Origin of the sequence: Streptosporangium minutum, from assembly GCF_002149035.1 — a bacterium.
Classification (GTDB): domain Bacteria; phylum Actinomycetota; class Actinomycetes; order Streptosporangiales; family Streptosporangiaceae; genus Streptosporangium; species Streptosporangium minutum.
Genome location: NZ_NGFP01000242.1, coordinates 1 through 14576, shown reverse-complemented (window position 1 = coordinate 14576; position 14576 = coordinate 1). Strand labels below are relative to the sequence as shown.

General features: G+C 70.4%; 10 protein-coding genes. 6 read left to right on the top strand and 4 right to left on the bottom strand.

All coding sequences use genetic code 11. From position 1 onward, the window contains the following. Positions 1 to 215: 215 nt before the first annotated feature. The 4 genes from hppD to CA984_RS35525 form a co-directional block, all read right to left on the bottom strand. On the bottom strand, positions 216 to 1271 hold the full coding sequence (hppD, locus tag CA984_RS35540; protein ID WP_242676355.1) for a 4-hydroxyphenylpyruvate dioxygenase: 1056 nt from the start codon (positions 1269 to 1271) through the stop codon (positions 216 to 218). 119 nt (positions 1272 to 1390) lie between these two features. After that, positions 1391 to 1606: an MbtH family protein gene (locus CA984_RS35535; protein ID WP_086577796.1), complete on the bottom strand. Its 216-nt coding sequence runs from the start codon at positions 1604 to 1606 to the stop codon at positions 1391 to 1393. A gap of 78 nt (positions 1607 to 1684) precedes the next feature. Further along, a complete protein-coding gene (locus CA984_RS35530) occupies positions 1685 to 3463 on the bottom strand; it encodes a non-ribosomal peptide synthetase (RefSeq protein WP_242676354.1) in 1779 nt (592 codons plus the stop codon). A gap of 491 nt (positions 3464 to 3954) precedes the next feature. Next, positions 3955 to 5337, bottom strand: a complete 1383-nt coding sequence (locus CA984_RS35525; protein ID WP_086577794.1) for an FAD-binding oxidoreductase — start codon at positions 5335 to 5337, stop codon at positions 3955 to 3957. 520 nt (positions 5338 to 5857) lie between these two features. Here CA984_RS35525 and CA984_RS35520 point away from each other — a divergent pair. From CA984_RS35520 to CA984_RS35495, 6 genes are all read left to right on the top strand, one after another. Next, complete coding sequence (locus tag CA984_RS35520; protein WP_086577793.1) at positions 5858 to 7285, top strand: ABC transporter substrate-binding protein; 1428 nt, start codon at positions 5858 to 5860, stop codon at positions 7283 to 7285. 125 nt (positions 7286 to 7410) lie between these two features. Further along, the gene (locus CA984_RS35515; protein ID WP_086577792.1) at positions 7411 to 9063 is read left to right on the top strand and encodes an MFS transporter; all 1653 of its coding nucleotides are present in this window, start codon (positions 7411 to 7413) and stop codon (positions 9061 to 9063) included. Between the two features lie 154 nt (positions 9064 to 9217). Then, complete coding sequence (locus CA984_RS35510; protein ID WP_242676353.1) at positions 9218 to 10036, top strand: alpha/beta fold hydrolase; 819 nt, start codon at positions 9218 to 9220, stop codon at positions 10034 to 10036. A 310-nt stretch (positions 10037 to 10346) separates the two neighbouring features. Next, a complete protein-coding gene (locus CA984_RS35505) occupies positions 10347 to 11357 on the top strand; it encodes a methyltransferase (RefSeq protein ID WP_086577790.1) in 1011 nt (336 codons plus the stop codon). A 132-nt stretch (positions 11358 to 11489) separates the two neighbouring features. Continuing rightward, a complete protein-coding gene (locus CA984_RS35500; protein WP_086577789.1) occupies positions 11490 to 11963 on the top strand; it encodes a MarR family winged helix-turn-helix transcriptional regulator in 474 nt (157 codons plus the stop codon). Between the two features lie 222 nt (positions 11964 to 12185). Then, positions 12186 to 13772, top strand: a complete 1587-nt coding sequence (locus CA984_RS35495; protein ID WP_086577788.1) for a DHA2 family efflux MFS transporter permease subunit — start codon at positions 12186 to 12188, stop codon at positions 13770 to 13772. Positions 13773 to 14576: the final 804 nt, after the last annotated feature.

Genomic DNA, 14576 nt, shown 5'->3' with positions numbered 1-14576 from the left:
GTTCCCCGTCGCCGTCCCCGTCCTGGCCGTTTTCCGTCCCTGGATCCGTCGCCGCTCCCCGCCCCTGTCTCCTGTCCGGGTCCGTCACGCGATGCCGGCCCGGAACGCGGTTCTGCCACCCGGCCGTGATCGGGGCCGGGTGGCAGAGGGGAGAGTCGGGACATGTCGTCAGCCGGCCCGCCGTCCGGATCTCTCCGGCGGGCGGGCCGGCGGGGTCAGGCGGCGGCCTCTTCCCTGCTCTGCTGGAGCTCCACCGCCTGGTAGAGCGCCGAGATGTTGCCGCTGCCGAAGGAACGCGCCCCCATCCGCTCGATGAGCTCCAGGAAGAACGTGTTACGCGGGTGCACGGATCGGGCGAAGATCTGGTAGAGCTGGCCGTCGTGGTCCTCGTCGACCAGGATGTTGAGTCTCTGCAGCTCGTCGACGGAGTAGCGGCCCAGCTCCACCCGCTCCGGAAGCAGGCTGTAGTAGGCGTCCGGGGTGCTCAGGAACTCCACGCCCCGGGCACCGATGGTGCCCACCGCCTCCACGATGTCGCCGGCCGTGAACGCCATGTGCTGCACGCCGGCGCCGCCGTGGTGCTTGAGGAACTCGTCGATGTGGCCGGCGACCTGCGACACGTCCGGCTCGATCAGGGTCAGCGTCACCGCGCCGGACCGGCTCTGCACCACCTTGATGGTCATCGCCTGGGAGCCGACGACGATGTGCTCGGTGAAGATCAGCTCGAAGTCGAGAACCTGCCGGTAGAAGTCGACTGTCGCGTCGATCTGGCCGGACTCCACGCAGACCGCGAAGTGGTCCACCTCGACCAGGTTGCCGCCCGCGCCGGACGCCGTCCCCTCCACCGGCCGCAACCCGGGAAGCGCGCGCTCGTCCGTGTCACCCACGCGCTGCACGAAGGTGTGCGCCACGTCGCCGAAACCCATGATCGTGGCTGTCACGACGCCGCCGTACCCGGCCGGCGGGGACACCGGGCGGGCGCCGCGCCGTACGGCCTCGTCGAACGCCACGGTGGCGTCGGTGACCCGCAGCGCGATGTCGGCCACTCCGTCGCCGTGCTTCTCCACATAGGCGGCACCCGGATGGTCGCCCACCAGTGGCTCGGTCAGCACGAGCCGGATCCGGTCCCCGCCGAGTCCCACCGACCGGACCTCCGGTTCCTTCTCCGACGCGTCCGTGGCCGCGTACACCGAGAAACCGAAGCTGTCGACGAACCAATCCGTTTGGGCCGCGAGCCCGTTGACGTAGAACTCGACGTGATCAAGCGACATGTCTTCGAAGATCTGCGTTCCTGACGAGGCCATAGGTCATTTCTCCGTTAGTCGTCCAATTTGCCGTGCCGTACAGGCGGAAGTCCGGCGGGTCAGGCCGGACAGGCGCCGGAACGGGCTCAGGAGGAGGCGCCCATGCGGGCCGCGAGGCTGCGCGGCCGCAGGTCGGTCCAGTTGGCGTTCACGTAGTCGACGCAGGCGCCGCGGCGGGCCGGGCCGTACGCGACGGCCCATCCGGCCGGCACGTCGGCGGAGGCCGGCCACAGGGAGTACTGGCCTTCCTCGTTGATCAGCACGGAGTGAACACCGTCCTGGAGGTCAAAAGGATTCGTCATCTCGCCCTCTCTCGGGTCTCCCAATCGGATAGGCGCGGCATCCGCTCATGCGGGCCGGCCGCGGACCGGTCCGTCCGGCTACTTCCTTCCGGAGCCGGGACCGACCTGCTTCGGGTCGCTGTCGAGCTGCCTGGCCAGGTCCGCCACGGTGGGGGCGTCGAACAGGTCGCCGATCGACAGGTCCACGCCCAGCACCGCCCGGATGCGGCTGACCAGCCGCATCGCCAGCAGCGACTGGCCGCCCAGCTCGAAGAAGCTGTCGTCGATGCCCACCCGCGGCACCCCGAGCACCTCGGCGAAGATGGAGCACAGGACCTCCTGCTTGGCGTCGAGGGGCGCCCGGTAGGGTGCCACGGCCTCGAAGTCCGGCTCGGGAAGCGCCCGGCGGTCCAGCTTTCCGTTGGGCGTCAACGGCAGGGCGTCCATCGCGACGAACACCGTCGGCACCATGTACTCCGGCAGCGAGTCCATCGCGTGGGCGCGCAGGGCCGGGGCGTCGAGGTCGCCGGCCTCGGGGACGATGTAGCCGACGAGCCGCTTCTCGCCCGCCTCCGTCTCGCGCGCGACCACGGCGACGTGGGCCAGCCCCGGGTACGTCGCCAGGACGGCCTCCACCTCCGCCAGCTCCACCCGGAACCCCAGGATCTTCACCTGGTCGTTCGCGCGTCCCATGAATTCGAGCAGGCCGTCGTCGTTCCTGCGCATGAGGTCGCCGGTGCGGTACATCCGCTCGCCCGGGCTTCCGAACGGGTCCGCGACGAAACGCTCGGCCGTCAGATCCGGGCGGCCGAAGTATCCTCGCGCCACACCCCGGCCGGAGATGTACAGCTCACCGACCGTGCCGGCGGGGACGGGGCCGAGGCGGTCGTCGAGGATGTGCAGGCGGACGTCGTCCATCGGGCCGCCGATCGCCACGACCGACCCCGCCTCGTACGGAGCCGTCAGCGGCGAATGCGTGGAGAACAAAGTCATCTCGGTCGCTCCATACATGGCCCGGACCACCGTGTCCGGACAGGCCTCCAGCACGCGCCGCACCGCCGTCGGGGCGATCACGTCGCCACCGGTCAGCACCTCGCGCACACCGGCGAGGCACTCCGGCGCCTCCTCCGCCACCACCCGGAAGAGCCCGGCGGTCAGGTGCACGCCGGTGATCCGCTCCTCGCCGATCAGGCGGCGCAGGACGCCGACGTCCAGGTCGCCGGGGGGCGCCACGACGATCTGACCTCCGTGCAGCAACGGCACCCACAGCTCGTAGGTGGACACGTTGAAGGCGTAGGGAGCCACCATCAGCACCCGCTCGTGCCGTCCGGTGTCCCAGATCCGGTCGAACGCCAGGCCCAGCACGTCCCGGTGCGTGACCGCGACGCCCTTCGGATGCCCTGTGGAGCCCGAGGTGTAGATCACGTATGCGAGCTGGTCCGGATGGGTCGCCGTCCCGGGGGCGGACACCGGTGACGCCGCCAGTTCACGGTCGGTCCCGGGGACGAGGACGTGACCGCCCCGGGGAAGGCCCCGCTCCCGCATGACCTCGTCGGCCAGCAGCACCGGCGCCCCGGACTGGTCCATGATCCACTGCATGCGCTCCAGGGGATACGCGTGGTGCACCGGCAGGTAGAAGGCCCCGGCCTTGACGATCCCCAGGATCGCCACCACCACGTCGACGGAGCGCTCCATCAGCACCGCCACCGGGACCTCGGGGCCGGCGCCCAACGCCAGCAGGCGATGCGCCATCTGGTTCGACCGCTCGTCCAGCTCCCGGTAGGTCAGGCGGACGTCGCCGGAAGACACCGCCACCGCGTCCGGCGTCCGGCCGACCTGCTCGGCGAAACGTCCATGAATGGTGGAAGAGGAACCCATCACGTACTCCAATCCGTTCATTCCCTGAGACCCGACGGCGGTGCCGGGCGGCCGCCGGCCCGGATCACCACGTGTTCGGCGCGCGCCGGCGCCGGCGGGGACCGCGACGACAGGGTGAACCGGAAGGCGCGATGGACCGCTGTACGGTGGCCCGGCCCACGCCGCTTGCTACCTCCGGCGATCAGTGTGGTTCTGCCTGTTCAGGCATGCACCCAGCGTCACATTCGCCTGCTCCGCGCGCATCTCCGGGATTGCGGTGTCGTCTCCGTGACGGTGTTTTCCGGAAGGGCCCGCGCCGGTGTTCCCCGGGACGCCTTCCCGTGCCGTCGCGGCGCGGGCGTCACGTTCACCGCACCGGGCGCGCCGGGGGAGAGGGGGCGACCTCAGGGAGGCGACCTCAGGGAGGCGACCTCAGGGAGACGGGCGAGCCCCGGCGCCGGCGGGCAGGCGCCGGGGAGGCCGGAAGGGGCCGTACGCGCGATCGGACGCGCTCAGAGGAACGCCGACGCGTTGGGGGCGATGTCGCCCCGGAACCGGCCGGAGGGGTCGACGCGCGCGCGGACCCGGTCGACGGCGTCCACCTGCTCCGGGCTGAGGTGGCGCTGCGGCTGGTCCAGGCGCTCCACGAAGGAGGGCACGGTCCGTCCGGTGTCCCACGGCTCCAGCGCGGCACGCACCTTCGCGCAGTGCTCCACGAGGGCCCGCGCGACGTCCGGGTCGAACGGCGCTCCCGAGCCCGCGTAGGAGTAGCGGGCGTCGAGGTGGTCGAGCGCGCCTCCCGCCGGGTCCGGTACCGAGAACGCGCCGCCGAGCTGGCGCAGCCCGGCGACGATCAGCGGTGATCCGGATCCCTCGCCGACGACCCTGAGGAACTCCGCGGCGCCGTCCTCGCCGATCTCGGAGAGCAGCATGTGGTCGCCGTGGAAGGGAACGGGGTCGCTGGGATCCATGTGCGCGTGCAGCACCGCGGCGGGGGTGGTCAACTCCCAGGTGTCCATCACCGGCTCGGCCACCGCCCGCAGCGGCCCGAGCAGGTCCTCGGCATACCGCCGCGCGACGGTCACGTCGTCGGTCGTGCTGAGCACCGCACCGTCCACCGACAGCACCGGGCCCGCGGCCAGCGCGGGCGGGACGCCCGGCAGCGGCGGCAGGTTCATCACCCGCAGCGACGTCGTCACCTCCCTGGGCGCGTCCAGGGTCCACCGCCGCCATGCCGACAGCAGCCGCTCGGCGTGGACGGCGGGCCAGTACGCCGCCCCGGTGATGACCTTGGCCGCGGGGAACAGCTCGATCTCGACGGCGGTGACGACGCCGAAACCCCCACCGCCGCCGCGCAGCGCCCAGAACAGCCGCGGGTCTGACGAGGCGTCCACCCGGCGGAGCTCGCCGTCGGCGGTGACCAGCTCGATCGCGCGGACGCTGTTGACGGCCAGCCCGACCTGCCGGCCGTAGGGGCTCAGCCCGCCGCGCAGCAGGTACCCGACGACGCCGACGGTCGGCGACGAGCCGTGCGGTGCGGCCAGGCCGTACGGCGCCCCGGCCTCGGCCACGGCGCCCCACCGCGTCCCCGCGGGGACGCGCGCCACGCGACTCCGCGCGTCGATCTCGACGGCGCCGCCCAGCTCCGTCCGGATCAGCACCGCGCCGTCCATCGGACGGGTGGCCGCCGAGGCGTGGCCGGTGGCGTGCACGCGTACCTGCAGTCCTTCGGACTCGGCATGACGGATCGCGTTGCGGACCTGGTCGATCGTGTGCGCGGTGACCGCCGCCACCGGCCGGGCCGGAGCGGCCAGGTTGAAGACCTGCGTCGCGGCGTCGTACGCCGCGTCCCCGGGCAGCGAGATGCCGGTGTCCTGTTCGCCGAGCATGGTCATGGGTGACGTGCCTCCGTTCGCGGGGCAGCGGCGACGGCTGCCCGTTCGGGCTGCGGCTCCACAAGTTCGGGCACCGGACGAGGCCGTGCCGGACCAGCCGGTGCCGGCCCGCGCCCGGAGAGATATCGCCGATGAGATCGTCACATCGGCATCCCGCCGAGTCTTCTTCCCGCGTGCTCAGCGCGTCGCGCGGCCACGTCCGGTCTCTTCCCGCGTGCTCAGCGCGTCGCGCGGGCGCGTCCGGTTCTTCCCGCGCTTCTCCGCGTCGCGGGCCTTTCACCGGGGCCGGATTCGGATCGGCAGGGCGGTCGAATCGGGCAATTCAGGAGATGCCCGCCCGTCGTCCGCTGCTCAATCATGGGCCTCAAGGTGGACCGCGCTCCCCACGACCCACGCGGGCACCGACCCGAGCCCTATGGCGTACGGCCAGGCGAACATGCTCCGGCGATCACCGCTCGGCACGCACCCCCGGTGCGCGGCCGGTCGGGCCGCCATGCCCTGACAAGCAGGAGGAGATCGAATGAAGAGCAAAACCGTAATCGACGTCTGGGTGGCCGACCTGACCTTTCCGGGATACATGGACCGGTGGATGAAGTGGGGGGAGGAGTTCGAGGCCGCGCATCCGGAGTACCGGATCAACATCACCGGCCAGGACTTCCGGACGTTCCCCGTGGAGATCGCCGAGGCGGCCGCGGAAGGACGCGTGCCGGCCATCGCGGAGTACTACTTCTACATGGCCCAGGTGGCCCGCGACTCGGTCAAGCGGGACGGCAGCCCGCTGTTCACCTCGCTTGAGAAGGCGATCGCCGGCCGTACGGAGATCCTCGGCGAGCCGGTCGTGATCGACGACATCATCCCCGCGCTGCGCGAGTACTACACCTACGGCGGCGACCTGCTCTCCATGCCGTCGGTCGGCACGACGAGCCTGCTCTACGCCAACACGGACCTGCTCCGCGCGGCCGGCGTGACCGAGCTGCCGCAGACCTGGGACGAGGTCGAAGCCGTCTGCAAGACGATCGCCGCGCACGAGGGCGGCCCGTCCCACGCCATCACCTGGTCGAACCACGGCACGTTCTTCCAGCAGGCGATCGCCTCGCAGGGCGGGCTGCTCGCCGACCGGGACAACGGCAGGTCCGGCCAGGCCGAGAAGGTCGACCTCTCCTCCAAGGAGATGCTGACCTGGGTCAAGTGGTGGCAGCGGCTCCACCAGGACGGCCACTACCTCTACACCGGCAAGATGCCGGACTGGGAGGGCACCCTCAGGGCCTTCGCCGACCAGGAGGTGGCGATCAGGATCTCCTCGTCCAACGACGTCAACTACATGGTCCAGACGGCCAAGAGCCGCGGGTTCGGCATCGAGGCGGGCATCTTCCCCTACAACGATCACGTCCCGTATGGCGGCAACGCGGTCGCCGGCACCTCCCTCTGGCTGGCCGACGGCCTCGACGAGGCCACCCAGGACGGCGCGCTGGCGTTCCTGCAGTTCCTGCACAACCCGCGCAACGCCGCCGACCGGCACAAGGCGAACAGCTTCATCCCGCTCACCCACGCGTCCTACGACCTGCTGGAGGAGGAGGGCTGGTTCGACGAGCACCCCTACCACCGCGTGGCCAGCGAGCACGTCAACAGGTATCCCGGCCGGGGGAACGACGGCGGAGCCAACGCCAAGGACGGCGCGCCGCCGTCGCAGGGAGCGCTGTTCGGCGACTTCGCCGGAGCCCAGGACGTCATGACGCACGCCATGGGCGACGTGCTGGCCCACGGAGCCGACCCCGACACGCGGTTCGCCGAGGCCACCGCCGAAGCCCAGCGACTGCTGGACGCCTACCACGCCGACCGCGCCGCCGCGGGTCCGCGCAGCCCCGACAGCCTGAGGGTGGAGTACTTCAGGGACGCCGAACCGTATTCGGGCGCCGACCTGGAAAACATCGTTCAGCTCAGCCGCTGACCTCAGCCTGTAAAGAAAGCAATTTGAAAGATGCGGGCGTGCCGTCCGGCGCGCACGCTTTCTGACAGAACCGAGCTGAAAACAGGAGTCGAAATAGTGAGCACTATGACGAAAGGATCAGTGACGTGACTGCTGGCGAAGTACCGACCAAAGCTGGACGGCGGGAGTGGCTTGGGCTGGCGGTGCTTGCCCTGCCCACTTTCGTCGTAGCCATCGACCTGTTCGTGCTGTTACTCGCGCTGCCGAACCTGGCCACCGACCTGGGGGCGAACAGCACCCAGCAGCTGTGGATCATGGACATGTACGGGTTCCTGCTCGCCGGGTTCCTCGTCACGATGGGCACTCTCGGCGACCGGATCGGCCGGCGCAAACTGCTCCTCATCGGCGCGGCCGCCTTCGGCGTGGCCTCGCTGCTGACCGCCTACTCCACGAACCCGGGCATGCTGATCGTCTCCCGCGCGCTGCTGGGCGTCGCCGGGGCCACCCTGGGTCCGTCCTGCCTGGCGCTGATCGTCACCATGTTCCAGGACGCCAAGCAGCGGGCTGCCGCCTTCGGCGTGTGGGGCGGCACCTTCACCCTGGGCGCACTGCTGGGCCCGGTCATCGGCGGCGTGCTGCTGACCAACTTCTGGTGGGGTTCGGTGTTCCTGCTGGGCGTGCCGGTCATGGTGATCGTGCTCATCGCGGGTCCGAAGCTGCTGCCCGAATTCCGTAACAGCCAGGCCGGCCGGCTCGACCTGACCAGCGTGGCCCTGTCCCTCGTCAGCATGCTGGCGCTGGTGTACGGGATCAAGCAGCTGGTCCGCGACGGCTGGGAGGTGCTGCCCGTGGTCGCGGTGGTGGCCGGCCTGGTGGCCGGGGTGGCGTTCGTCCGCCGCCAGAACCGCCTGGACAACCCGCTGCTGGACCTGCAGCTGTTCAAGAACCGCGCCGTCGGCACCGCGCTGATCGGTCAGCTGTCCTACAGCAGCACCGGCGGCGGCATGATGCTGTTCATGATGTTCTACCTGCAGCTGGTGCAGGGAATGTCCACACTGCAGGCGGGTCTGGCGCTGATCCCCGGAATGGCCGCGGCGACCCTGGGCTTCCAGGTCGGTCCCAAACTGGCCAACCGGTTCCGTCCCGCCTACGTCATCGCCGCCGGCATGGCGGGCATCGTGGCCGTGCTGCTGGTCTTCACCCAGGTCGGCGTCACCAGCGGAACCGCCACCCTGATCATCGGCTTCGCCGTCCTGTCCTTCTGCGGCGCCCCGCTGATCGCGCTGGGCACCAACCTGGTGGTCGGCTCGGCCCCGCCGGAGAAGGCGGGCTCGGCCGGCTCCCTCACCCAGCTGAGCACCGAGTTCGGCGGCACCCTGGGCATCGCCATCCTCGGCACCATCGGCACCGCCGTCTACCGCAACCAGATCGCCGACACCCTGCCGGCCGGCATCCCGGCTCCCGCGGCCGCCGCGGCCGGCGACAGCCTCGCCGCGGGCACCGCCGCCGCCAGCCAGCTGCCCGAACCCGTGGCGACCTCGCTGCTGACCCCCGCCTACCAGGCCCTCGTCGACGCCCTGCACTCCGTCTCGATCATCGGCGCCGTCCTGATCGGCATCGTGGCCGTCATGGTCGCCGTCCGGCTCAGGCATGTGCCCCCCGTCGGCCAGGCGGCTCCGGAGGCTCCCCCCGCCGACCCGGCTCCCGCCACCGAGAGTGAGGACACGGCACTCGTAACCACCGGCGGATCGGCTTCGACGGTGGATGATAGAGCGGCTGTCAATAACTCCTCTATTTAGAGGAACAGGCGTCGGCCGGACACGTTCTCGGGAGAGTTGCCTATTTCGCCATAATCTGCCCGCAGAAATGGAATAATAGAGTCACAGAATGACTCTTCACACACATAGTCATGGAGGTAAGTGAATGGGTGCCACGAAGGCAGACACTCTGAAAGTGCCAGGCGCGACGCTGTACTACGAGATCCGGGGATCTGGTCCGCTGCTGCTGATGATCCCCGGTGGTCCGGCGGACGCCAGCACGTTCGAGGGCGTCGCCGAAGCTCTGGCCGACCGCTACACGGTCATCAGCTTCGACAACCGCGGCACCTCACGCAGCACCCTGGACGGCCCGCCGCCGGAGACCCTCTCCATCGAGGTCCAGAGCGACGACGCCCACCACGTGCTGGAGGCCTTGGCCACCGAACCGGCCTACGTGCTGGGCTGCAGCGGTGGCGCGCTGACCGCCCTGGACCTGGTCGCACGCTATCCCGAGCAGGTCCGGGCGGTGGTCGCGCACGAGCCTCCGGCCATGACCCTGCTGCCTGACAGCGAGCGCTGGCAGGCGACCTTCCAGGACGTGTACGACACCTACGTCAGCGAGGGCCTCGGCCCGGCGGGGCAGAAGTTCATGGCCACCCTGGCCGTTGAGGGCGAGGACAGCCCGCCCCCGCAGATGCCGGACATGTCGCAGATGTCGCCGGAGATGCTGGAAGCGATGGGGAGGATGCAGGCCAACACCGAGTTCCTCTTCGCCCACCAGCTGCGGACGACCATCAACCACGTCCCCGACGTCGACGGGCTGAAGGCGGCCTCGACCCCCGTCTTCGTGGCGGTCGGGGAGGGGTCGGTCGGGCAGATGCCCCACCAGGCCGGTCTCGCGCTCGTCGAGCGTCTGGGCGCCGCACCGGTGTACGTCCCCGGCGACCACCAGGGTTTCGCCACCCACCCCGGAGGGTTCGCCGAGGTAGTGCACAAGTCCTTCCAGGAGAGCTAGTCGGGATTTCCGACCGGGCTCGGTAGGGCACCGCGGGCTCCTCGCCGTCATCATCGGCGAGGAGCCCGCGCGCGTTCCGGGGCCTCCGGCGGGCGCCGAGCGCGGCGGCCTACCTCCGGACCGGACGGACCCGACCCGACCCGGCGTGAGGGCCGGGAGCCGAAGGCCGGGAGCCGGGAGCGGGCATTCCGCAATCCTGGAGATGTGCCGTGAAGAGCCCCGGCGTGACGATTGAACCGCGCATCCGGCGATCGGCGGCGAGCCGGCGCTGTGATCGCGGCGGTCCGTGCGCGTTGCGAAGGAGGAAGACGTGTTGGCAGACGAAGACGGGGCGGGCGCCAAGCTGTGGGCCATGGCGCATCTCGCGACCCCGATGGTACTGCGCGTGGCGGCGACATTGCGGATCGCCGACCACATCGCCGCCGGACTGCGCACCGCGCCGGAGCTGGCCGAGGCGGTGAACGCCGATGCCGACGCGCTCGACCGCCTGATGCGGTATCTCGCGGCCAGGGACGTGCTGAGCCGTGACGAGGCCGGCCGGTACGCGCTGACCGCCCGGGGCGAGGCGCTACGTGACGATCACCCCGCGGGCATGCGCGCCCTGCTCGACGTCGACGGCGCGGTCGGCCGCATCGAACTGTCCTTCGTCCAACTGCTGCACAGCGTCCGTACGGGCGAGGCCGCCTACCCGGTCCAGTTCGGCCGGCCCTTCTGGGAGGACCTGGCGGCCGACCCGGCACGTGCCGACTCCTTCAACGGGTGGATGAGCGCCAACGTCCCGGCGCGGGCGCCCGGGCTTCTCTCGTGCTACGACTGGGGGTCGCTGGGCCACGTGGTCGACGTCGGCGGCGGAGACGGTTCGCTGCTGATCGCGCTGCTGACCGAGTATCCGGAGCTGCGGGGCACGGTTCTGGACCAGCCGGACACCGCCGAGGTCGCGCGGAAGTCACTGGCGGCGGCGGGTCTGGCCGACCGCGCCGACGTCGTGGCCGGAAGCTTCTTCGATCCACTGCCACCGGGCGCCGGAGGCTACGTGCTCTCGTGGATCATCCATGACTGGAACGACGCCGCCGCGCGCGCGATCCTGCGGCGTTGCGCGGAGGCTGCGGGTCCCGACGGCACCGTGTTCGTCCTGGAGACCGTCGACGCCGGCGGCGGGGCTCCGCACACCGGGATGGACCTGCGGATGCTCGTCCACTGCGGCGGCAAGGAGCGCGGGGTCGCCGAGATCAGCGCACTGGCCGCCGGCTCCGGGCTCAGGACGGTCGCGGTGTATCCCGCGGGCAAGCTGTCGATCATCGAACTGAAGCCCGTCTCGTAGATCTTCACGGGCGCAGGCCGTACGGCCGCCGCCGGTCCGTCCTGGTCGGGGTGTCGATGCGATGATCATCGGCACCCCGATCGCCTATTGGTATGTTGACATAGGTATGTGCTGATACCTATTGTGGGAGGTATGCCCGCCTCCAGCGCGTCCTCTCAGGACATCGACCACGTGGCCTCCGCGCTCGTGGTGAGCCTGCCCGCGCTGCACAGGGCTCTTGAGCGGCAGGTCGACCAGGAGTTCCCGCATCCCAGGCTTCCGGAAGGCCAGCTCGCGCTGCTGTGGCTCGTCGAGGAGCGCGAGGGGATCACGGTCCGCGAGGCCGCCGACGCGCTGCTGATGAAGCCGAACAACGTCAGTGCCCTGGTCTCGCAGCTCACCGAGCTGGAGCTGCTGGAGCGCAGGCAGGACCCCGCCGACAAGCGGGTCGCCCATCTTCACCCCACGGCCACGGCCAGGCAGCGGCTCGCCGAGGTCCGGCGGCTCAAGACGGCCTATGTGGCGCGCGCGCTGCACGCCCTCACAGACGGGGAGCGGGATGCCCTGGGCTCGGCCCTGGGCGCGCTGACGTCCCTGAGCCGGCATCTCCCCCCCACCGCCGGCTGATCCCGCGCGGTTTCCTCCACCGGGGCCGGCCCGCGCGCCGTACGGCCTGCGTCCGCCGTACGGCCTGCGTCCGCCGTACGGCCTGCGTCCGCGGACCGGGTGATCGGCCAGCGGCGGCTCTCACGGTTGTGACCGGACGTCGCCACGTGCCCGCGGCCGCCCCGTAGTCCCAACTCGTCTCTTCGACGTCCCGAAAAACCTCCTCACAGACAAGGCATCTCCATGTCTTCCGCCACCTCGGAACACCGCGCCATGCCCGCGCACTCTCCACCGGGCCCCTCGCTGGGCCGGCGCTCCAACCCCTGGCTGACGTTGATCGCCGTCGCGATCGGCCTCTTCATGGTCAATCTCGACGGGTCCGTGGTGTCGATCGCCAACCCCGAGATCGGCCGGGACCTGAACGCGTCCACCGCCGACCTGCAGTGGGTCACCAACGCCTATCTCATCGCGATGGCCGCCGCCCTGATCCTGGGCGGCAAGCTCGGCGACCGCTTCGGGCGGCGGACGTACTACATGATCGGGACCGTCGGGTTCACCGTCGCCTCGGTCGCGATCGGCCTGTCCGGATCGATCGGGGGAGTCGTCGCCTTCCGCGCGGTGCAGGGCTTCTTCGCCGCGCTGCTGATACCGAACACGCTCGGCCTGCTGCGGGCGGTTTTCCCACCGAAGAAGTTCGGCATGGCGGTGGGGCTGTGGGCCATGGTGGCGTCCTGCTCCACCGCGCTCGGGCCGATCGTCGGCGGACTGCTCGTCGAGCGCGTCAACTGGGAGTCCGTCTTCTACATCAACGCCCCCATCGGCATCGTCGCCCTCGCCGTCAGCGCGCTCGTACTGCCGCAGAGCAGGAACTCCACGGGCCACCATCGTTTCGACATCCCCGGCGTGATCATGCTCGCGCTCGGCCTGGTGGCTCTGATCTTCGGCGTGATCAAGGGCGAGACATGGGGCTGGACTTCGGGGGGAACGCTGGGCGTCCTCGCCGTCGGCGCCGTCCTTCTGGCGGTCTTCGGCTGGTACGAGACCCGCGTCGGGCACCCGTTGCTGCCGATGCGGCTGTTCCGCAGCCCCTCGCTGACCATCGGCACGATCGTCACCGCGATCAACTTCTTCGTGCTGCTCGGTGTGATCTTCTTCCTGATGCTCTACCTGCAGAACGTCCGCGGCTTCACTCCTGTCGAGGCGGGCGTGCGCACCCTGCCGCTGAGCCTGGCCACCGTGGTCGCGTCACCGCTCGGCGCGGCGCTGACCGGACGGTTCGGCGCGCGCCTGTCCATGCCGATCGGCATGATGCTTCAGGCCGTCGCGTCCTTCTGGATGCTGACGTGGGACGCGCACTCCTCGTACGCCGTGATGTGGCCGCCGTTCCTCGCGCTCGGTCTGGGCGTCGGCATGGTGATGTCCGCCTCCTCCGACGCGATCGTCGGCAGCGCGCCGGCCAAGGACGCCGGTGTGGCGGGCGGCGTGCAGGCCACGGCGCTGCAGATCGGCGGAGCTCTCGGCACGTCCGTGCTGATCTCCCTGGTCAGCGGCCGGGTGGGCTCGACGCTCACCGGTGAGCTGATCGACGCCGGGGTCCCGGCGTCCGCCGCGGGCGCCTTCGAGAAGGCCGGGGACGCGGTGGCGATGGGCATCTCGCCGGTCTCGGACGGCATGCCCGCGCGGCTGGCGGCCGCCGTCGTCGAGGGCAGCGGAAACGCGTTCATGAACGGCGTGCACTCGGCCGTGCTCCTCACCGGCGTGCTGTGCGTCGTGGGCGCGACCCTGGCCGCGGTCGGCGTACGACGCAACCCCGAGGCCGCCCGCCACTGAGGGCCGACGGGCTTGATCCGGCCTGGCGGGGGAACGCGCAGGTCCCTACGGAGATGGTGGCCTCGCCCCCCGGCCGGGCCGTTCGCGTTCTCTTCCGCCCACCCGTGCGCGGCACGGAGCCGTGGCCTTCTCTTCGGCGGCCAGTGAGGCAACGGGTCTCGTCCACCCCCGGATGGGCGCTTCGACGGACGCCGGCCACCCCGGCACCAAAACACCTGTTGGCGCGGGCCGCCTGAGTGCCACCTGTCGGCGCTGGCCATCCAGCACCAAAACGCCTGTTGGCGCGGGCCGCCTCAGTACCAATCATTGGCGCGGGCCACCCGGCACCAAAACGCCTGTTGATGCGGGTTGCCCGGCACTAAAACGCCTTTTAGGGAATTTTTCCGACACAGCCCATCCTGGCCGGTGACTGCCAGGGCCCAAGAACCGGCAGTCGGATCGGCCGCATCCCATGGCCGGAACCCAAGGTCAGGGCATTGACGCCGGTCAAAGCCATCCCCTGTACGGCCGCGGCCCGCCTGCGGTGCCTTTTCTCATGGGGCAGGGGGATCCGTCCAGTGTTTCGGCTGACAGGAAACGGCTCCCCCCAGGCAGCTTGCTGACCCTGACAAACCTGGTTTGCAACAAGTCGAATCAGCAGAATTTGAGGTGCRAGSACAGAACAACCACAAAAAACCACCACCCCAACGAAAGGCACAAAATGCAGAACACCAACAAGACCAAGCTCCTGACCAAGCTCGGCGCCACCGCCGCCCTGGCCCTCGGCCTCGGCCTCGCCCTCCAGCCCCCCGCCGGCGCCACCAC

Bases quoted from the DNA above. Each gene is read 5' to 3' on its own strand.
- hppD (WP_242676355.1), bottom strand. From the start codon at position 1,271: ATGTCGCTTGATCACGTCGAGTTCTACGTCAACGGGCTCGCGGCCCAA.
- CA984_RS35535 (WP_086577796.1), bottom strand. From the start codon at position 1,606: ATGACGAATCCTTTTGACCTCCAGGACGGTGTTCACTCCGTGCTGATC.
- CA984_RS35530 (WP_242676354.1), bottom strand. From the start codon at position 3,463: ATGGGTTCCTCTTCCACCATTCATGGACGTTTCGCCGAGCAGGTCGGC.
- CA984_RS35525 (WP_086577794.1), bottom strand. From the start codon at position 5,337: ATGACCATGCTCGGCGAACAGGACACCGGCATCTCGCTGCCCGGGGAC.
- CA984_RS35520 (WP_086577793.1), top strand. From the start codon at position 5,858: ATGAAGAGCAAAACCGTAATCGACGTCTGGGTGGCCGACCTGACCTTT.
- CA984_RS35500 (WP_086577789.1), top strand. From the start codon at position 11,490: ATGCCCGCCTCCAGCGCGTCCTCTCAGGACATCGACCACGTGGCCTCC.
- CA984_RS35495 (WP_086577788.1), top strand. From the start codon at position 12,186: ATGTCTTCCGCCACCTCGGAACACCGCGCCATGCCCGCGCACTCTCCA.